Consider the following 19,046-nt stretch of genomic DNA (forward strand, 5'->3'; position numbering starts at 1 on the left):
CACCAAGGACTCAGCATTTTCAGTACCGGCAGTTAGCGACCAAGCCTGATCATGAAGACGCCCGGCCCTGTGCCGGGCGTTTTTGTTGTGGCGCACGCGTTACGATGCCTGGCCTGACTGGTGCCCAGCGGCCTACCCATCCAGCATTTCGATCCGCTCGGGATGATCAATCCGGATCATCGGTCCATTCTCGGCCTCGATCCAGCCACGCACCCGGACGCGGTGGCCTGTCAGATCGGCCAGCGGCCGGCCGGCCGCCTCGAATGCCGCTTCGTCAGCCGCTTCGACCACGACCGTGAAGTCGGTGCGGTAATCCGCTCCGAAATTGATATAGGTCCGCCCCGAGCGTAGCCGGGTGACCTCGATCACCCGCCCCTCAACCAGCTGGACCGAACCGATATCCTGCGCCAACCTGTCCGGATCAGTGTCGCGGACATGATTGGCGGGGTTAGACCACAGACCGAGACCCGCCTCGCGCGCACCGGCCTCCAGCTCGAGCAAGGCGGGCGCGGCCAAGTGATTATCCTTATGGCTGAGCACCCGCGCCTTCCCGGACGCGACAAGCGCCGCCTGGAGCCAGGCGCCGTCCTGAGCGCGATAGGCTTGCGCAACGGCACGGTCATAGCGGTCACGGTGCAGGCCATCATAGGCGAGCCTGACCGCCCGCCCCTGCAGCCCCTGCAACCCGGCCTGCAGGCCTTGGCCTGGCCCTGTTTCAGCGGATCCGGCGTCACGGGTTGCGGCCACCGGCAAATCAAGTTCCGCCAACCGGACTTCAAGCGGGCCCGCTTCCGTCTCCAGCATCAGGCTCAACGGGCCAACGATCTCGCTCACGGTCCCGGTTTCGCCAGCCTCGAACCCGGCTTCAACTTCGGCCACGGCGCCAGCCGCTGCGCCAGCCGCTGCCCCAGCCGCTGCCCCAGCCGCTGCCCCGGTCTCGCCACCCGCGCCAGATTCCGTGCACGCCACGAGGGCCAGTATCGCCAACAGTTTCAGAAAATCCGGCATCTCTCCCTCCGGCAATTTAACTGTAACTTAGTTTAATACACTTATTGGTTGCTTTTTCAACTCACAACTGGTGCGGGCAATGTGATTTGTGCCAACTGCGCTTCACTGCCCCCAAAAGCCCCGGCGTTTACCAATCATTTTATCCTGCGGCGTTAACTAAGCGGGACATTCTGATCAGGGATCTGCGCCATGACCGCCTACGCCTATACCGACGACACCAAGCCCTACGACGACGGCGCCGGCGCCGCCGCCGCAGCACAAGTCATCGCCGACGCAATCGGTGAGACCGCCGCGCGCGCTTCCCAGGGCGCTGATGCGGCCGAAATTGCCCGCGATACGATGAACCAGATCGAGGAATCGAGTCAGGTTCTCGAACGCCGCGTCGAAGCCCTGACCGATGCGTCCAAGCGCATCAATGCCATTCTGACGACGATCGAAGCGATTGCGAGCCAAACCAATCTGCTCGCCCTCAACGCCACCATCGAAGCGGCTCGCGCCGGTGAAGCCGGTCGCGGTTTTGCCGTCGTTGCCGGTGAAGTCAAAGCCCTGGCCGGCCAGACCGCCAAGGCAACCGAAGACATCGCCGCCCGCATCTCGGCGCTGGACAATGAAGTGAAGGAAATCCTCGACGGCGTCCGCGGCTCCGGCGTCTCGGTCGCCCGCGGCAAGGAAGCCGTCGACCAGATGACCAAGGCAACCCAGGAAGTTTCGCAGCAACTCAACCGCCTGCGCGACAAGGTGCGTTGAGCCGACCGCACAATAATTGACGAACCAGGGCGGCAGGCTGAACAGCCTCGCCGCCCTTTTTCATGCGCGCGATTCGGTACAGACGCAGGACAGACTTCAACCGCACCGCAAAACCGTCTAAGAGCGAACCCGGTCGACCCCGTAGCTCAGCAGGATAGAGCAACAGATTCCTAATCTGTAGGTCGCGCGTTCGAATCGCGCCGGGGCCACCATTGTTTGCGACAAAGCCGCGAAGAATGCCCCGCCGAAGCCCGCAGGGCGAAGGCGGGCGGGCGGGGATGCGCAACGAGGACTGGGCGCCAAAAGTTGGGCTATCAAAGGTCTGAGCGCCACAGCGTGACCAGGTTCTAAATTCACTCGGTTTTGTCGATGCTTCGTTGCCAATAATGGGTGCCTGTCACCATTTATCGGCATCGTTGCGTCGTTGCTTTGGGGCCTGTATCGGGACACCATTTCCCCGATGATTTGGCGTCCACCAACCCGTCCGGCAAGCAGGTTGCCGGCCCTGCGTCCAGAGCGACCGCCCGGCTGTTGTGACAGCCTGGCCACGAAACCGATCGCCCAGAGTCGGGCAATTTAGTCGGAAGAAATGCCCGCCAGCGCGCCGCGCACTCGCCGTAGGGGGTGATCCGTCGGCCGGCTGCGCGGATGGACTCGTCACCCCCAGCCGCTGACGTTCCACCGAGTTCAGCACGCCAAATGTAAGATGGAATTGCGAGGGCATTAGACCATCCGGCGGATGGATCTCAGGGACAGATCGCGCCTCTTGTTAGTGGAGTTGGCAGAGGCGACCACATGATTGAACAATACTTGTCCGGACCCCATAGGCGCGCCTTGAGTGTTCGTGATGATGAGCATTCTCCGGGGAACCGACATCCGAACGGTTATGTCCTGACGGTGATCGTGCCGACCTTCAACGAAATCGGAAATATCGAGGCGTTGTTGGACAAATTATCTGCGTCAATGGGCGAAATTCCGTGGAATATCATCTTCGTCGACGATGACTCTCCAGATGGGACCGCCGTCAAGGTCAAACAAATCGCGCTCGCGCAACCCAATGTGACGTGCATTCGCCGGTTGAACCGGCGTGGCCTAGCCGGTGCCGTCATTGAGGGCGTAATGGCAAGTTCAGCCCCCTTCATCGCGGTCATGGATGGGGATTTGCAACATGACGAGAAGCTCCTCCCCGTCATGTTGGATGTGCTGACGTCAGGCGGCGCGGACCTCGTTGTGGCGAGCCGCTTCCTCAGCAGTAACGACCCCATTGGCCTGTCACCGATGCGCCGGGGCGGCAGCAAGCTGGCCAACGCCCTGACCAACCGGGCCCTGGGCACAAAACTCAGCGATCCGCTGAGCGGGTTTTTCATGACCCGGCGCGATTTGTTCGATTGCGTTGCCGACCGATTGTCGGTGAACGGGTTCAAGATTTTGCTTGATTTTGTCGGCGCGTCGAAATCCTCCTTGCGGATCGCCGAACTGCCATTCGAGTTCGCCTTCAGGCAATCTGGGGACAGCAAACTCGACTTGAAGGTCGCTATTGATTTTTGTGGATTGCTCCTCTCACGGCTGACACGGAATGTGGTGCCGACCCGATTTTTTCTGTTCGCCCTGGTCGGGGTTTCAGGCCTGCTGATCCATTTGACTGTGTTGAGGGTTCTGCTCGCATCCGGTTTCGCGATGGCAAATTTGGTGGCCGGCTTCAGTGCGATGACCTCAAACTACGCGATCAACAATGCACTCACCTATCGCGACCGGCGCAAAAAGGGGGTCGCCTGGTTGTGGGGATATCTTCGTTTTGGCGGCGTCTGTGCGACCGGTCTTGTCGTCAACATGGCCGTCGGGATGATTGCATACAGATGGGGCCTGCCTTGGTGGTTGGCCGGGGCGTCCGGCGCGCTCATGGGGGGGGTGTGGAATTACGCCATGGCCTCCAGGGTCGTTTGGTGAGAATCGCGGCCATGCGCATCGGTTGGGTGGAACGCCACCCGCTTTCGACCCTAGTCCTGCTCGTGTTGGTCGTGCGGTTGGGCCTGGCGATGATCGCGCCGCTCACTGAGGACGAAATCTATTACCGACAATGGGCTGCACACTTTCAGTTCGGATATTACGATCACCCCCCAATGATCGCCTGGTGGATTGATCTGGGCGTCAAGCTCGTCGGGGATAATCGCCTGGGCATCAGACTCCTGCCGGTCCTGTCGACGTCTGTGATCAGCGCGATTCTGGCCCAGCTTGTCTCTGAACTCGGGGCTTCGCGGGCGCTGGCGCTACGGGCTGCAATCTGGTTTCAAGCCATGTTCCTGGTCGCACTCGGCGGCATGCTGGCAACCCCAGACGCACCATTGACCCTGTTCTGGAGCCTTACATTGCTCGCGACGGTCCGGGCGAGCAAACGCTCGGAGACCGGGCCGTGGCTGCTGGTTGGCGTCCTGATGGGGCTCGCATTGCTTTCGAAATATTCGGCCCTATTCTTGGCGTTCGGACTTCTGCTTTGGGCGCTGTCCACCCCGGGGAGACGCGCGATGCTCAGCCGGTCTGGGCCGTGGCTCGCAGGCTTGATCGCGCTGGCGTTCTTCGCTTTCAATGTCGACTGGAACGCCCACCATCACTGGGTGACCTTCAGCAAGCAATTTGGCCGCGCGGTCCCGCATTCGCTTGATGTTTCCAAATTACTGGAACTTCTCGTGGGTCAATTCTTGCTGCTCAACCCGATTATCGTCATCCTTGCCGCGTGGTCGGTGTTGGCCCGCCGCCGGCTCGTTTCGAGCGACAATTCTCCTGATTTGTCATTGCTTGTCTTCACCGTTTTACCGTTCGTAGCCTACCTCGTCCTTCACGCCGTCCACAGTCGGGTGCAGGCGCACTGGCCGGTCCCGATATATCCGGCAATTGCGGCGCTGGCAGCGATCTGCGTTGGTGATGCACGCTTGACGGGATGGCCTGCCCGTCTATCGCGGAGCGTTGTGCCCGCCGCTGCCGGCATCGCGTTGCTACTCGGGGGTGCAACGGCCTTTCCCGGGGCGGTCCCGGGCCTCGACCCCGCCCGGGGGTTGCGCGGTTGGCCAGAGTTCGCAGCTCGGATCGACAATCTGGCGCAACAGGAGAGCGCGAGCTGGGTGGGGTCAATCAGCTACGGGACGGCAGCGAGCCTTGCGCGCGCGCACCCGGCAGATACCCCTGTCCTACAATTATACCAACGAGATCGGTACACGACTGCCGATCCATCATGGACAATCGACGCCGCCCAGCCCGGCCTGGTGGTGGATCTGGTGCGCCGCGTCCACATCAGTGACCTGGAACTATGTTTTGCCGAGATCGAACAATTGCCCGACCTTGAAAGAGTTGGTCCGGACGGCCATAGCACCCTGTATACGGTCGTTTTGGTGAGCGGCCCGTTGCGCCCCTTCGTCCAGGCGGGGTGCTGGGATCGAATCCTCCCATCGAGCGAGCCCGCCGCTGACTGAAGTGATCCTGGATCGGCCGATGCTATGTCAGCTGTGTTCGGTCAAGCGCTCGTCCGCGGGCATATCCGGGCTGAGGATCGCGTCGAGAAAATAGGCCGAGAGTTCAGCGCGGTTATTCAGGGCCGACTTGCGGTAGATCGATTGTGCCTGTTGCCGGACTGTCGATTCATTCGAATGGCGCACGGCAGCGATTTGTTTGTGAGAGCAACCCTTTAGCATCAAGCTGGCGATGTCTCGTTCGGCGACGCTCAATTCCCAGTCGTTGAACTGGGACAGAACGGCTGCTCGAAAGCCATTGATCTGGTCGCGCTGGCTTTCCCGCCATTTTTGATTTTCCGCCCGACTTCCAGAGAGATCCTCCATCAGAACATCGTGCCGGCCCCGGATCTCGCGCATTTCCAACATCAGCCAGCTCATCGACGCAATTGTTCCAGCGAAGACCAGAAGTTCGAACAGGTCACCGGCTAACGCGACGGGGTCAGAATCCTTCTCGCCGCCGAAATATTCCAACGCGGTGGGGAGGGAGAGCAGGACGACAGCTACCGTCCCGATAATCACGGTCCGGCGGATACGCGGATCCCGGAGCGCCAGCCAAAATCCAGTGGGTTTCCCAGATGAGTTTAGAGGCATTGGCATTGTTTCCCATCTGTATGGCCCGCGCCGCGCCCGGACATCCTGGACCACCGCTGGTCCCGGATCTCAACACCTATGGCGAACGTGGTGGATCAATCATCTACCTCAAACGGATAGTCAGAAAATCCCCAGACTGCGCCATATGTGCGATTGAGCGGATCGGCATCCTGCTGTGATCTTAGCGGTGTCGGACACAGGAGAATAGCCTGAATCATGATGCTCTTGAAACCCTTGGCGGCATGTGCCTTGGCTATGGTCGCGATCAGCAACCCTGCCTATCTCGCCTCGCCCTCGAGTTTGAACCTTGATGAGTTACGATCCGCGCCGGAAATTGGCGTGGAGTCGGATCATGTCCAGATCACAGCGCGATATTCCAGCACGGTGCTTTTCTTCAAGGTGGGCGACATCTCGGTAACCGCGGATTTGACGCCGACCAGTTACCGGGCCGAGACGACCATTCGCGCTGCCGGCTTGGCGGCACTGTTCGCCGATATTGATATTCAGGCTGATGTCTCAGGGCTGCTCGGACCCGGAGGGGCTGCGCCGGAGCGCTACGGACTGGTGAACACGACGCCATCGAAATCACGTTCTGTCGAGATGCGTTTTCCCGAGGGTGTCGCCGTCGCCACCGCTACCCCGCCATTCGGCTCGCTGGGGGACCCCCCCGCAAGTGAGATCGACCGGACCCAGGTCCTCGATCCGATGACCGCATTTTTTATTCTCTCCGGTCTCGTGCCGGGTATTGCAGAGGCCAATTGTTCGGGCTCATTGCCCGTCTTTGACGGCAAGCAACGCTATGAAATTCGGCTAAGGGCGGCGGGAACCCAGCGCATCCGGACGGAGGCATGGTCCGGGGAGGCGAGGATTTGTGAAGCCTGGTATTTTCCTGTGTCCGGATACGACCCGGAAGATTATCCGACCGAGCGCGAAATGAGATACCCGCTCCTCATCTGGCTGGCGACATTTGCTGATAATCAAATCCAAATCCCGGTCCGCATCTTCACCAGAGCGGGGCTGGGCGGCGTAACAATCGAAGCGCGGTCTATCGAGCTGACTGAGGGCTAATCGCATAAGCAAACGAGTTGCCAAGCTTGTTGGATGGACGCGGTAACGGAGAGTGGGCATCCGTCGCGCCTATCATCCAGAAGATAATTTGGGCGTTCAGGAAGGCGAGGCGATCCGCTTCTGGATGGTCACTGCCATTGAGCAGTGAAAGGCACTCAACGAGCCCCGACCCTCCATTGGAATTATACTTGATCATCGGCGGGACGGCGAGCACCTTTCTTCTTGCGCGCCACTAGAACATGTCCTCGATTTCGGCGTGAAGGCCCGTCGTGCGGGGTTGGATGACGAGTTCAAGATCCAGCGCCCGGAGCAAATCCATGATGGTGGATAGTCTGACGCCTTCAAGCCCGCCTTCAACGTCCGAAATCGTGCCCTGGCGCAGCCCCGCCTTGTTCGCCAGTGCGGCTTGAGTGTATTTGCGCAGACGACGAAAGCGCCTCACGGCGACGCCAAGCTGTTTTGGGGATCTGACTGGCGCGTTCATGGCCGCTCCTGTTTCCAGGAATATACGCAACAGCGGATAAGCCGGCTTTATACGTTAACGCGGATATATATCGATAATACGTATAAAATCACGACAATCTCATCACCGCAAACCAACGGAGGCGGTCGATAGAAAATATCGCCAGCCCTTTAGTCGAAGCGGAGAATGACCCTCGCGCGACTACCCCAGCGTCGCCATATCCACCACAAACCGATATTTCACATCACCCTTGAGCATCCGCTCATAGGCTTCATTGATGCCGTCCATCGGGATGATCTCGATGTCGGAGACGAGGCCGTGTGTGGCGCAGAAATCGAGCATCACCTGGGTTTCGGCGATGCCGCCGATCAGGGAGCCGGCGATGGCGCGGCGGCGGCCGATCAGCTTGCCGACCGAGGGTGATGGATGCGCCACTTCGGGCACGCCGACCATCACCATGGTGCCATCGCGTTTGAGGCAATCGAGGAAAGGGTCGAGATTATGGGCGGCGGCGACGGTGTTGAGGATAAAGTCGAGCTGGCCGCGCATCGCCTTCATCTGGTCGCGATCCTTGGAGATCACGACTTCGCTGGCACCGAGCCGCCTGGCGTCTTCGGCCTTGCCCGGTGAGGTGGTGAAGAGCACGACTTCGGCACCCATCGCGGCAGCGATCTTGACGCCCATATGGCCGAGCCCGCCAAGACCGACGACACCGACGCGCTGGCCGGGGCCTACTTTCCAGTGGCTGAGCGGCGAATAGGTGGTGATGCCGGCGCACAGGAGCGGCGCGGCACCGGCCGGATCCATGCCCTCGGGCAGGCGAAGAACGAAGTCCTCCTTCACCGTCATGCGCTGGGAATATCCGCCAAAGGTGTGGCCGCCGTCGGGCAGGCGGCCATTATAGGTGCCGGTCATGCCGGTATCGCAATATTGCTCCAGCCCTTCATGACAACTCGGGCAAGTGCCGCAACTATCGACCATGCAGCCAACGCCGACCTTGTCACCCGCCTTGAACTTGGAGACGCCCTCACCACAGGCCGTCACCGTGCCGATGATCTCGTGTCCGGGAACGCAGGGGTAAAGCGTATTGCCCCACTCGCCGCGCGCCTGGTGCAGATCGGAATGGCAAACGCCGCAATACTCGATCTCGATCAACACCTCGCCAGCGCCGGGCTCACGGCGATCAAAACGGATCGGCGCCAGGGCGGCGTCGGGGGCAGAGGCGGCATAACCGAGTGAAGCGGGCATGGGGGTATCCTTGTGGGTGGAGCGGAGCCCCCAATCTAGGCCGTCGACACCGCTGGCGAAAGGGCAAGGGCGAGCTTAGCGCAGCCCGATAATCCCGGCCTGGCCACCAAACACGCCGCTTTGCCCGCAATGGTGCGAGCGGCGGGCGGAGAAGAGGCGGGTCTTTTCGGCATAGGTGCACAGGGGTGAGCGTTCGATCTGCGCGCCGGGGATGCCGGCGGCGAGCAGTTGGCGGCGGCAGGCCTCGCCGACATCAAGCTGAGCCCCGCCCTCGGCGTCAAGCGGCGAGACAATGCCGGCGGTGTCGGCAAAGACCGCTTCGAACTCGGCGACGACCTCCGGACCGACACGGTAATTGGCGGCCGAGATGGCCGGGCCGATGGCGGCGATCAGATTTGCGGGGTCGGTGCCGTATTCGTGGACCATCGCCGCGACGGTTTCGGTGACAATATCCAGCACCGTGCTGCGCCAGCCGGAATGGATCGCCGCGACGGCGCGGCGCTCGGGATCGAACAGCAGGATGGGCGTGCAATCGGCGGTCTGACAAACCAGGCCGATACCGGGCTTGTCGGTGATCATCGCATCGGCCTCACCAGCGGCTTGATCGCCCTTCGGCGCCTGGTCGACGCGCACCACCGCCCTGCCATGCACCTGGATCGCGAAGACGAGATAGTCCAGCCCCAGCGCTTGGCGCACACGTTCGCGATTGGTCGCGACATGTTCGGCGCTATCGCCGCGCGAGCGCGTCATATTGAGCGAGGCATAAGCGCCTTCGCTGACACCGCCGGCGCGGGTGGTGAAGGCGTGAACGATTTCGTCGCGGCCCAGCAGGGGCGAGGTCAGAGGATCGAGGCTCATGGCAAAAATCCGATCCGGTCCGCACCCAGATCAAAACCTTGCCGCGTCAGGGCGATATCGGCCAGCGCCGTCTCGAGCGCCGACCAGTCATCCTCCTCGGCGATCCGGGCCCAGATAGCCTCGACCACATCAATCGTCATGGCGACCGGCTCGCTGCGCTGGAACAGGGCGTGATCCAGCCGCTCAGCGCGAACCGGCGCATGCTGCATCAACAACTCCTGCCAAGCGTCGAAGGCTTCGCCGGCATAGACCGAACCGCGCGGGCCGCGCAGCGCCCGTTCCGCCGAGGCCGAGCCACAGAACCAGTCGAACATCACCGCTTCCCAGGGCAATTGCGACGCGAGCATGAAGGCGAGGAAGGCGCGCAGCATGGCTTCGTCATTGTCGTCGCCGCGCGAGGCGACGCCGAAGCGGGCCAGAAAGGCGTCGAGGAGGGCCTGGCGATAAAGCGGCGGGAAGGTGTTGAGCGCCGCTTCCAGCGGGGCGCGCTCACCGACCAGTGACAGGGCACCAGCCAATTGCTGCAGCCCCCAGAACACTGCTTCGGGTTGGCGCGCATAGGCATAGAGCCCGCTCTCGTCGAAATAGGCGGCGGTGAAACCGGGATCATAATGCGGCAGGAAACGCCAAGGGCCGTAGTCGAAGCTCTCGCCGGTCAGGTTGAGATTATCGGTATTGAGCACGCCATGCACGAATCCCGCGGCCATCCAGCTCGCCGCGAGACGGGCATTGGCGGCAACGACTGCGCCCAGCAGGGCGGCGGGCCGATCCTCGGCGGTCTCAAGGGCGGGGTAGTATTGCGCGATGGCGTGATCGACCAGTGCGGTCATGCGTTCTGGGCTTTGCTCAAAGGCCTGGCGCTGGAATGTGCCGAAACGCATGTGCGAATGGCCCAGCCTTGTCATCACGGCCGAGCGTGTTGGCGAGGGCTCGTCATGGCGTTGCAATGGCTCGCCGGTCTCGAACACCGCAAAGATCTTGGACGTATAGACACCGAGCGCTTCGAGCATCTGGGCCGCGAGAATTTCGCGCACAGCGCCCTTCAGCGTCAGCCGGCCATCGGCTGTGCGTGACCAGGGCGTCTGGCCCGAGCCCTTGGTCGCCAGATCGAGCAGACGCCCCTGCCCGTCGCGCAATTGCGCAAACAGGAAGCCGCGACCATCGCCGATCTGCGGGTTATAGCTGCGAAATTGGTGCCCGTGATAACGCATCGCCAGCGGCTCAGGCTGATTGTCGGGCAAGGCTTCGAAGCGTTGGAAATGCGCGATCCGTGCCGCCTCATCCAGCGTATCGAGCCCGACGGCCGCAGCCCAGCGCCCGTTCCAGAAACGTTCGATCGCCTTGGGAAAGGCGGCGGGCGCGACCGGATCGGCGAAATCGGGGCCCAGGGCCATGAAGCGCGGATCGGGCGTGTAGGGCGGGTTCTGGGACATGGTCACGAGCTAAGCACTCGCCGGCAAAAAGGCAAATGGCCAAAGGCCGAAACGCTCACTTGCGCAGGGAATCACCGAGCGCCAGCGCTGCCCGGTCGATCAGCGCCTTGGTGCCGGGCAGAATGGCTGTGAGGTTGAAATAGCCGTGCGGCAAGGTCTTGCCGAGCTTGTATTCGACCGCGACGCCGGAGGCGATCAGGCGGTCACGATAGGCCTGACCTTCATCACGCAGGGGATCGAGCTCGGCTGCCGCGATATAGGCGGGCGGCAATCCGGTCAGATCGTCTTCGAGCAAAGGTGAGGCGCGCCGGTCGATGACTTGGCTTTCCTCGCCGAGATAATAGCGCACGATCTGATCGAGTGCGACGACGGAAAAGATGTGTCCCTCAATCGCTTTCAGTTTCGATTTACGTCGCTCTGCCAATTGCAGCAGCGGGTAGATCAGCAGCTGGTAGCGCAATTGCGTCCGCCTGAGCTGGGCCAGCACGGCAGCCAGCCCACCGCCCGCCGAATCGCCCGCGACGGCGAGCCGCTGCGGGTCGGCACCGACCTCGTCAGCGCCCTCACCGGCCAGCCAGTCAAAGGCGGCGAGGACATCATCGACCGCAGCAGGAAAAGCATGTTCGGGCGCCAAGCGATAATCAACCGCCAAAACCCGCACGCCGCTGACGGCAGCAAGCCGCCGGCAAAGCGCATCATGGGTCTCCAGATCGCCGATGACATAGCCACCGCCATGGCAGAACAGGACGCAGGGCGCCGGTTCAACCGAGCCGTTGGGAATATAGAGGCGGGCCGGAATATCGCCTGCGGGCCCGGGAATCGCCAGTTCGCGCACCGCCGCCACTGCAGGCGGCGTCACATCGAGATGCGGCGCCGCATCGCGCAACGCTTTGCGCATGTGCGGCGTGGTGCGGCCCGGCTCGAACGGATCGTCGAGGCCGAAACTGTTAAGTGTGCGTGTCCAAGGAGATGTCGTCATCACATTGGATTAGCACAGGCCGGTATAGCCGCAAACCACGCCGGTTCCTCTCATGACCGGACTGCCTTGAGTTCAGCCAGCAGCTCATCCATGATTGCGTAACCGCTCTCCCAGCCCTTGCCCATATGATTGACGGCACCGGCAAAACAGGCCCGTTCGGCCTCGCTCGCCTCGAACGGGACCCAAGTCAATCTCACCCTGGTGCGAGAGCCGTCGACCTCGAACTTCACTTCGGTCAACAGGATACGGGGCCAGTCAGGCATTTTCGGATTGGCGATCGAGTTCCAGTCGGAATCGGTCAGCGAGTGATGGTGCCAGACAAGGCGCCGGGGCGGTGTCACCTCCTTGAAGACGACTTTGCTGAGCATGGAATTTTCGCCCCATTTCATTTCATTCAGCCACAGACCGCCCGGTTTCAGGTCGAATTTGTGAATGATGGTTTCGACACCTGGGCCATACCAGCGCGCCAGAAGCTCGGGATCGGTCCAGGCCTGCCAGACCATCTCCCGCGGCGCGTCGAATACCCGGTCCAAAATGTATTTCGGTTGATCAGTCATGATCCGTTCTCCCGTCTTTGGATTGTTTCATAGTGAGCAGGACGTCATCGAGCTGATCGAAACTCGCGCCCCAATAAGCTTTGAAATCATTGAGCCATTCAACTGCAGCGGCCAGATTGGCGGCGTTCAGCTTTGCCGGGCGCCGCTGCTCATCGACGCCGCGTTCGATCAGACCTGCGCGTTCCAGCACTTTGAGGTGGCGTGATACGGCCGGCTGGCTGATCCGGAACGGTGCGGCGATCTCGTTCACCGAGGCCTCACCACCGGCCAGCCGCGACAGGATCGCTCGGCGAGTCGGGTCAGCCAGCGCCGAGAAGACGGCGTCGAGATCAGGTGAAGCTTTTATATAACCAGATAATTCCATAACATAGTGGTTATATACAAATCGCACGAAGTCAACAGACTTCAGACCGTTCAGACTGGAACAGGCAATTCGGCTTTAGAGCAGCCAGGGCGCAGATTGGCGGTGTTCGATGGTCCGGGACTAATGGATCGCCAGCGAGCCGGTGCGGCTCAGGCGGCCGGCGAGTGCGTCTTCCATCACCGAGCGCAGGGCGCGCCAGGCATCGGCGCCCTCGACCTTGCCCTGACCGTCAAGATCGGTGACCGCCTCATCGGCATAACCGATCGCCTGCGGCCCGTGCAGATCGACCAAGGTCCAAGCGATCTGGCGAATGTCTTCGACGGTGATGTGGACGTGCGGCGTCATGATCGGGCTCTCCGGAGCGTTGGTGTCTTGCCGAAATATCAGCAAGCCCGGGGCCACGCGGCGCGTTCTGTTTTGTGCGTGTTTTCAGCAGCTTAGATTTTGGCGGCAAAATCCGGTCGCGGTCAGGTCTGCCCTCAGGTCGTTTTTGCCGAGTCGATCCGGCCCGGTGCATAACCGCCATGCTCGAGATAATCGGCTTCTTCCGCCGTCGTCTCGCGCTGCAGGGCTTCATTGCGATATGGGAAACGGCCGAAGCGGCGGATGACTTCGCGATGCTTGACGGCATGGTCATGGGTGCCCTGCGACTTCAGCCTGTCGGCCGCCATTTCGACGCAATAATCCTGATCGCTCAGGGCTTCCGAATGCATAAAGGGCATGTAGACGAAGGCACGTTGCTCCTCGGCGATGGCATAGTCAAAGCCGCGCTCGATCATGCCGCGCGCGACCTGTCGGGCGAGCGGATCGAAGGCGAAAGCCTTGCCGGAACCACGCCAGATATTGCGCGGAAATTGGTCAAACAACAGGATCAGCGCCAGCGCATCCTCGGCATCATCCAGCCAGGCATGCTCGCCTGCGCGCAGGATAACCGCCTCGTGCTCGATACAGGCCGCGAAACGCCGCCGCACCCGCGCATCAAAGTCCGGCGAAACGCGATACCAAGCCGCCGGCCCGGCTTCTTCGAACCAGAATTTGCGGATATCCGCCGCCGTGACCGTTGGCGCCGTCATACCCTCAGCCTCCCATCGACAATCTGCTCATAGAGCTCGCGCGTCAGCCGGACATATTTGCCGATCACCGGGTGGTCAACATAGAGCGGATCCTCGATCTGATCGGGATCGAAACCTTCCTTGACCAGCTCGACCTTGCGCAGTTTGAAGGTGCCAGTGGTGTCTGTCTGTTGCTGCAGGCGCAAGAAGAGCGGGCGCGCAAACGCGGGCAAGGCGCGGTGGATGTGCTCGTGCAAGGCTTCCAGGTCGACGACATGATGGCCGGCGACCAGCGCCGCCATCCCGGCGCGGCCGGCATGGCCCTGAACCTCGACGCCATAGACATTGGCCTGTTCAATGCCGTCGAAATTGAGCGCCTCGGCGACTTCGCCGGTTGAGACATTCTCCGACTTCCAGCGATAGGTATCGCCGACCCGGTCGACGAAATAATAATAGCCCAGCGCATCGCGCGTCATCAGGTCGCCGGTGCGGAACCAGGCATCGCCGGGCTTGAAGACGTTACGCAATATCTTCTTCTCGGTGTCTTCCTCGCTGCCATAGCCGTCGAAGCGGAAGCGGGCATCATCGGGGTCGATTCGGCCGATGGCCTCGCCAACCTCGTCGGGCGCACACGTCACGCAATAGCCGTTGGCGCCGCGCAAGGGCATTTCGCTCTCAAGGTCGAATTTGACCAGATCAATATTGAACCGGCTGCGCAGATAGGACGGCACACGTCCGATCGCCCCGGCTTGGTTGGTGGCATTGACGAGACCGACATTGCCCTCGGTTGAGCCGTAGAATTCGACGATTTGCGGCAGCTTGAACCGCTCCTGGAATTGCTCCCAGACATCGCGGCGCATGCCATTACCGATCGCACAGCGCAGCGAGTGGGCGTGTTCCTCGGGCACTTCGGGAGAATTGACCAGGAAGCGGCAGAGCTCGCCGACATACATGAAGAGCGTCGCCCCGAAGCGAACCGTGTCGGGCCAGAAGGCGGAGGCGGAGAATTTCGGCCGGATCACCAGCGCGCCGCCATAGGAGAGCGCACAGCCGACGCCGCACAGCCCGCCGGTGGCGTGATAAAGTGGCAGCACCATCATCATCCGGTCCTGCTCGGTGCATTTGGCGGCGATGGCGAAGATGTTGAGATAGTACAGCGCCCGCACATGCGTCATCAGCGCCGCCTTGGGCAGGCCGGTCGTGCCACTGGTGAACATTTTCAGCACCGGCTCGGAAGACTTGACCGTCGCGCGTACCGACACATCGGGCCGCGCCATGCTTTGAGTTTGGAGCGCTGAATTGAAATCGCGTGAACCGGCGAATTCGCCATCGACACTCCAAGCCTGCGCCTCGATGCCGCCGGCCGCTTCGGCCGAGAGATACGCGTCGGCCAGCGAGGCCTCGACAATGGCGTGGCTGGTCTGACCGATCGTCAGGCAATGGGCGAGCGATTGGCCCTGCAGCTGATTATTGATCAGCGAGGTCACCAGCCCGACCTTCGAAAGGCCAAACCAGATCGCGATATATTCCCAGCGATTGGTCATGAAGAGCGCAACCGTCTCGCCAGGCTTCATGCCCTTTTCCAGCGCCCAATGGGCGACCTGGTTGGCGTAGGCGTCGAACTGCGCATAGCTGACCGAGCCGTCCTCGGTGATCGCCATCGGGCGATCCGCAAAGCGGTCGACTGTCTTTTCGATATGATCGGGCACGCGCAGGCCGGACGCGGGGCCGACCTTCTTGATTTGACCGAGCACGCGCAACATTGCCGACAGATAATCGACCTCGCGCGTAATGGCGGTGAACACTCCCATAGGCCAATTCTCCCGATTGGTTTTGATCAGAGTATGGGCGCGCCGGTTGCGGTCAAGCAAAGGCGGTCTTTGCGCCGGGAGTTGTGAACCAAGTTTCACAAGGTTACGCACAGATTCTGCGGCAAGCCGCGGCCTAGCGGTAGCGCCGCACCCGCGTCTCGGCGAGAAGAGCGAAACAGGCGGCGAGCAGGGCCAGGTCCTTGAGCAGGAAATGGCCGCTGCGCGACAGGGCCGGGAAGCCGCCGAGATCGGCCTGCCAGGCGCCCGGATAGCTGAACAGGAAGGACAGTGTCAGGACAAAAGTGATCGCCGCCAGCGCCAGGCCGAGCCGGAACAGGCGCGGATTGAACCAATAGCCCAACAGAGCCAGCGCGGTCAGGATCTCGATCACGCCAATCAGGGCCGACATGGCCTGTTCCGGGATGAAGGCCTGCATCCAGGCGAAAATCGGGCTGGTGGCGATCAGGGGCGCAATCCCCGCTGCTTCGCTGGCGGTGAATTTCATCAAGCCGATCCAGCCAAGCACGATCACCAGACCGGCCCACATCAGGGGCAGGCTCAAGGCACGGCTCTGGCTGGTCCGGTTGGAGAATATGCGCGAATTGTCGAAACTGCCGCCCCAGATCGCCAGACCAAAAATGGCGAGATATTTCAGCACGCCTTGGCCGGAACCGATCGCCGGAAATCCGCCCTCGGCCTCGAGCCAGACCGGATTGGTCGCCAGTGCCGTCAGCGCGCAGGCCGAGAATATCCCCAGCATCACGAAGCCGATGCGGCGAAAACTGCCCAGCGGCAGCGGCGCCCCGATCAGACCGGCCATCACGATCTGGTAAATCCCCAGCGCCTTTGCGGCCGAGCTGGCCTGCGGTTCAAGCGCGGAGAGGAAAGCATGGCCGGCGATCCAGTCGCCAACAATCGCTTCGCCAACCGGCGTGAAATTCATCGCGCCAAACCACAGGAAAATGATGGCGAGACTCGCGCGCGTAAACAGCAAAGCATTGGTTGTCGGTGGCACGAACCGGTCTCCTGATGGGGCCCGCAAAAGGCTAGCACTGGTGTTCGCCGGTGGCGAGCGCACAGGCAGATGTGGAACAGGACCGGGCTGTGGATATCTGTGCGGCTGGCCAGGCACGGGTTCGAGCGCAGCGGAAGCAATGTTGAGTGGTGGACCGCTGGTGTCCGCCTTCGCCTTCGGCTACGGCGTGACATCCTTCGCTCGGAAGAGCGTTGGGCCTGCCTAGCCGAAGCTCGCGCAGCGAGTGAAGGATGGTGCCCCTGGCCAGACTCGAACTGGCACTCCGTGAGGAAACGGATTTTGAATCCGTCGCGTCTACCAGTTCCGCCACAGGGGCTAACCGTGGGAAATGCAGGAGGCGCAAGCTGACGATCCGCGCGCCTGCTGTCAACGGCCCAATGCGCTCGACCGGCAGCGCTTGCGCAGCTAGGTTTGCGCACGATTTTCAAGACCGGGGTGCATGATGACTGAAACGACTGCTTCGCGCGGGCTGATTGGCGCCCTCGAACAGATTGCCGACAAGGCCGGCGAAGACGGGATGAGCCTTGGTGAATTTGTCGATGCGCTCGGCGAACGCGCCTTCGGGATCATCCTGTTCGCAATGGCGCTGCCGGTCTCCATCCCTTTCCTGTATGGCGTGCCGCAAGTGATGGCGCTGCCGATGATGGCACTGTCGGCGCAGATGCTGCTCGGCCGCGGCGAGCCCTGGCTGCCGGCGCGTTTCAAGGCCAGCCGCCTCGACAAGCGCGGGCTGACGCGGATGGCGCAAGGCGGGCGCAAATGGTTTGGCTGGCTCGAAGCATTGGCGCGGCCGCGGCTGACGGCGCTGTCCGGGCCGATGGCGGAACGGGTAATCGGCGGGATTTTCGTCATCTTCTGCACCAGCATCCTGATCCCGCTGCCGGCGACCAATACGACACCGGGCATTGCACTCGCGATCGCAGCGCTCGGTCTGTTAACCCGCGACGGGCTGTTGGTGCTGGGTGGGCTGTTGCTGGGCCTGGTCTGGATCGCGCTTTTGCTGGTTTTCGGCCACGCAGCGATTGATGTCATCAAGGCCTTCCTGCAATCTGCCTTCTAATATCCCTTCGCCCCGTGTGCGCATTGGTCACGGTGCGAGCGCAATCAAGGTTCAGTAATTATGCCTGAAATGAAACCCGTCCTGTCCCAATTCCCCTTGACCCGCTGGCCGTTGCTGTTGGCTGCCGGGTCGCTTTTGATGATGTTCGGGGCTTGGGGTTTTCAGTATATCGGCCATTACGACCCCTGTGCACTGTGCTTTGACCAACGCCACATCCACATGGTGGTGATCGGCTTCGGCTTCGCGGTCGGACTGGCGCTGATGTTCCAGCCCGAGCTGGCCCGGTTCACGCCCTGGGCCCTTTTCCTGATGGGGACGGTGCTGCTGTATTCGGCCGGTTTCGCCTCTTGGCATGCCGGGATCGAGAATGGCTGGTGGGCGGGACCGGCGACCTGCACCGCAGCCGGTGGCGGCAGTATTTCAGCCAGCGACATCATGGCGGCGCTTAATGGCGAGCGCCCGGTCGTGCTGTGTGACCAGGCCGCTTGGCGCATGTTCGGCATTTCGATGGCCGGCTATAATGCAATCATTTCCGCCGGCATGGCAGCGGTTGCGGCCTGGGTCGGCTATCGGGGGCTCAAGACCTGATGATCGACACCCCCGCCACAGAGCCCGGAACGGACCTCATCCCTGAACCGCGCATTCCTCTGCCCGGCAAGCGCCGCGATCCGCGCCGGATCGAGCAGATGTTGCGCGTTGACCATGCCGGCGAATACGGCGCCGTGGCGATTTATGGCGGCCAGCGCGCGATTTACGGCACGCTGCCCCACAAGGCCCGCATCGCCCGTCAGCTCGAAGAGATGGAGGCCGACGAACAGGTCCATCTCGAGGCTTTCGACGCCCTTCTGGTCGAACACCGCGCCCGTCCCACCGCGCTCGGTCCGATCTGGAACATCGCCGGTCACGCCCTCGGCGCCGTCACCGCCCTGATGGGTGACAAGGCAGCGCATGCCTGTACCGAGGCCGTCGAGACGGTGATCGAACAACATTATGCCGGCCAGATCACCGAGCTGCGCGCGATGGGTGAAGACAAGCTCGCCGACCGCTTCGACCAGTTCCGCGACGAAGAATTGGCGCATCGCGACCTCGCCATCGAGGAAGGCGCCAAAGACGCACCGGGCTATCCGCTGCTGTCAGGTCTGATCCAGGCCGGTTGCCGCCTGGCCATCAAGGTCAGCGAAAAGATCTGAGCATTTCCAGCAAAAGTGGGATTCGGTTTTGCGGTTCGGAAATGCGACCACTAAAACCTGAGCATTTCCAGCAAAAGT

General features: G+C 61.7%; 20 protein-coding genes and 2 tRNA genes. 8 read left to right on the forward strand and 14 right to left on the reverse strand.

What is annotated here, in order from left to right; translation table 11 throughout:
- Positions 1–132: 132 nt before the first annotated feature.
- On the reverse strand, positions 133–1,008 hold the full coding sequence (locus AAC029_RS11310; protein ID WP_339747684.1) for a thermonuclease family protein: 876 nt from the start codon (positions 1,006–1,008) through the stop codon (positions 133–135).
- A 189-nt stretch (positions 1,009–1,197) separates the two neighbouring features.
- Between AAC029_RS11310 and AAC029_RS11315 the strand changes: the two genes are divergently transcribed.
- From AAC029_RS11315 to AAC029_RS11330, 4 genes are all read left to right on the forward strand, one after another.
- Complete coding sequence (locus AAC029_RS11315) at positions 1,198–1,755, forward strand: methyl-accepting chemotaxis protein (protein ID WP_339747687.1); 558 nt, start codon at positions 1,198–1,200, stop codon at positions 1,753–1,755.
- A 135-nt stretch (positions 1,756–1,890) separates the two neighbouring features.
- Positions 1,891–1,967: transfer RNA gene (locus AAC029_RS11320), tRNA-Arg, on the forward strand.
- Positions 1,968–2,652: 685 nt separating this feature from the next.
- Complete coding sequence (locus AAC029_RS11325) at positions 2,653–3,702, forward strand: glycosyltransferase family 2 protein (protein ID WP_339747690.1); 1,050 nt, start codon at positions 2,653–2,655, stop codon at positions 3,700–3,702.
- 11 nt (positions 3,703–3,713) lie between these two features.
- Positions 3,714–5,219: a glycosyltransferase family 39 protein gene (locus AAC029_RS11330; RefSeq protein WP_339747693.1), complete on the forward strand. Its 1,506-nt coding sequence runs from the start codon at positions 3,714–3,716 to the stop codon at positions 5,217–5,219.
- Between the two features lie 27 nt (positions 5,220–5,246).
- On the opposite strand, the gene AAC029_RS11335 is transcribed toward AAC029_RS11330, so the two are convergent.
- Positions 5,247–5,849: a helix-turn-helix transcriptional regulator gene (locus tag AAC029_RS11335; RefSeq protein WP_339747696.1), complete on the reverse strand. Its 603-nt coding sequence runs from the start codon at positions 5,847–5,849 to the stop codon at positions 5,247–5,249.
- A 216-nt stretch (positions 5,850–6,065) separates the two neighbouring features.
- Between AAC029_RS11335 and AAC029_RS11340 the strand changes: the two genes are divergently transcribed.
- Entirely contained in the window at positions 6,066–6,917 is an 852-nt protein-coding gene (locus AAC029_RS11340) for a DUF3108 domain-containing protein (RefSeq protein ID WP_339747699.1), read from the forward strand.
- A gap of 232 nt (positions 6,918–7,149) precedes the next feature.
- Here the strand turns inward: AAC029_RS11340 and AAC029_RS11345 are convergent, their stop codons facing one another.
- From AAC029_RS11345 to AAC029_RS11400, 12 genes are all read right to left on the reverse strand, one after another.
- Positions 7,150–7,401, reverse strand: a complete 252-nt coding sequence (locus AAC029_RS11345; RefSeq protein ID WP_339747702.1) for a helix-turn-helix domain-containing protein — start codon at positions 7,399–7,401, stop codon at positions 7,150–7,152.
- 180 nt (positions 7,402–7,581) lie between these two features.
- A complete protein-coding gene (locus AAC029_RS11350; protein ID WP_339747705.1) occupies positions 7,582–8,628 on the reverse strand; it encodes an NAD(P)-dependent alcohol dehydrogenase in 1,047 nt (348 codons plus the stop codon).
- Between the two features lie 75 nt (positions 8,629–8,703).
- Positions 8,704–9,486 carry a peptidoglycan editing factor PgeF gene (pgeF, locus tag AAC029_RS11355; protein WP_339747708.1) on the reverse strand — a complete coding sequence of 261 codons (783 nt, stop codon included), beginning with the start codon at positions 9,484–9,486 and terminating at the stop codon, positions 8,704–8,706.
- The gene (locus AAC029_RS11360; protein WP_339747711.1) at positions 9,483–10,919 is read right to left on the reverse strand and encodes a YdiU family protein; all 1,437 of its coding nucleotides are present in this window, start codon (positions 10,917–10,919) and stop codon (positions 9,483–9,485) included. Before AAC029_RS11360 ends, pgeF begins: the two co-directional genes overlap by 4 nt.
- Before the next feature lie 55 nt (positions 10,920–10,974).
- On the reverse strand, positions 10,975–11,898 hold the full coding sequence (locus AAC029_RS11365) for an alpha/beta hydrolase (protein ID WP_339747714.1): 924 nt from the start codon (positions 11,896–11,898) through the stop codon (positions 10,975–10,977).
- Between the two features lie 50 nt (positions 11,899–11,948).
- Positions 11,949–12,455 (reverse strand): SRPBCC domain-containing protein, encoded by a 507-nt coding sequence (locus AAC029_RS11370; RefSeq protein WP_339747717.1) that lies wholly within the window; start codon positions 12,453–12,455, stop codon positions 11,949–11,951.
- Positions 12,448–12,819 carry a metalloregulator ArsR/SmtB family transcription factor gene (locus tag AAC029_RS11375; RefSeq protein WP_339747720.1) on the reverse strand — a complete coding sequence of 124 codons (372 nt, stop codon included), beginning with the start codon at positions 12,817–12,819 and terminating at the stop codon, positions 12,448–12,450. Before AAC029_RS11375 ends, AAC029_RS11370 begins: the two co-directional genes overlap by 8 nt.
- 120 nt (positions 12,820–12,939) lie before the next feature.
- Positions 12,940–13,164, reverse strand: a complete 225-nt coding sequence (locus AAC029_RS11380; protein WP_339747723.1) for a hypothetical protein — start codon at positions 13,162–13,164, stop codon at positions 12,940–12,942.
- A gap of 134 nt (positions 13,165–13,298) precedes the next feature.
- A complete protein-coding gene (locus AAC029_RS11385; protein ID WP_339747726.1) occupies positions 13,299–13,892 on the reverse strand; it encodes a DUF924 family protein in 594 nt (197 codons plus the stop codon).
- Entirely contained in the window at positions 13,889–15,682 is a 1,794-nt protein-coding gene (locus AAC029_RS11390; protein ID WP_339747729.1) for a long-chain-acyl-CoA synthetase, read from the reverse strand. The genes AAC029_RS11385 and AAC029_RS11390 overlap by 4 nt, the downstream gene beginning before the upstream one ends.
- Positions 15,683–15,815: 133 nt before the next feature.
- Positions 15,816–16,697: a DUF417 family protein gene (locus tag AAC029_RS11395; protein WP_339747732.1), complete on the reverse strand. Its 882-nt coding sequence runs from the start codon at positions 16,695–16,697 to the stop codon at positions 15,816–15,818.
- Positions 16,698–16,949: 252 nt separating this feature from the next.
- A tRNA-Leu gene (locus AAC029_RS11400) sits at positions 16,950–17,034 on the reverse strand.
- Positions 17,035–17,160: 126 nt separating this feature from the next.
- Here AAC029_RS11400 and AAC029_RS11405 point away from each other — a divergent pair.
- The 3 genes from AAC029_RS11405 to AAC029_RS11415 are packed head-to-tail and all read left to right on the forward strand — an operon-like array spanning position 17,161 to position 18,968.
- Positions 17,161–17,778 carry an exopolysaccharide biosynthesis protein gene (locus tag AAC029_RS11405; RefSeq protein WP_339747735.1) on the forward strand — a complete coding sequence of 206 codons (618 nt, stop codon included), beginning with the start codon at positions 17,161–17,163 and terminating at the stop codon, positions 17,776–17,778.
- A 60-nt stretch (positions 17,779–17,838) separates the two neighbouring features.
- Positions 17,839–18,366: a disulfide bond formation protein B gene (locus AAC029_RS11410; protein WP_339747738.1), complete on the forward strand. Its 528-nt coding sequence runs from the start codon at positions 17,839–17,841 to the stop codon at positions 18,364–18,366.
- On the forward strand, positions 18,366–18,968 hold the full coding sequence (locus AAC029_RS11415) for a demethoxyubiquinone hydroxylase family protein (protein ID WP_339747741.1): 603 nt from the start codon (positions 18,366–18,368) through the stop codon (positions 18,966–18,968). The genes AAC029_RS11410 and AAC029_RS11415 overlap by 1 nt, the downstream gene beginning before the upstream one ends.
- Positions 18,969–19,046 lie beyond the last annotated feature (78 nt).

Source organism: uncultured Maricaulis sp., assembly GCF_963975345.1.
In the GTDB taxonomy this organism is placed as follows: Bacteria; Pseudomonadota; Alphaproteobacteria; order Caulobacterales; family Maricaulaceae; genus Maricaulis.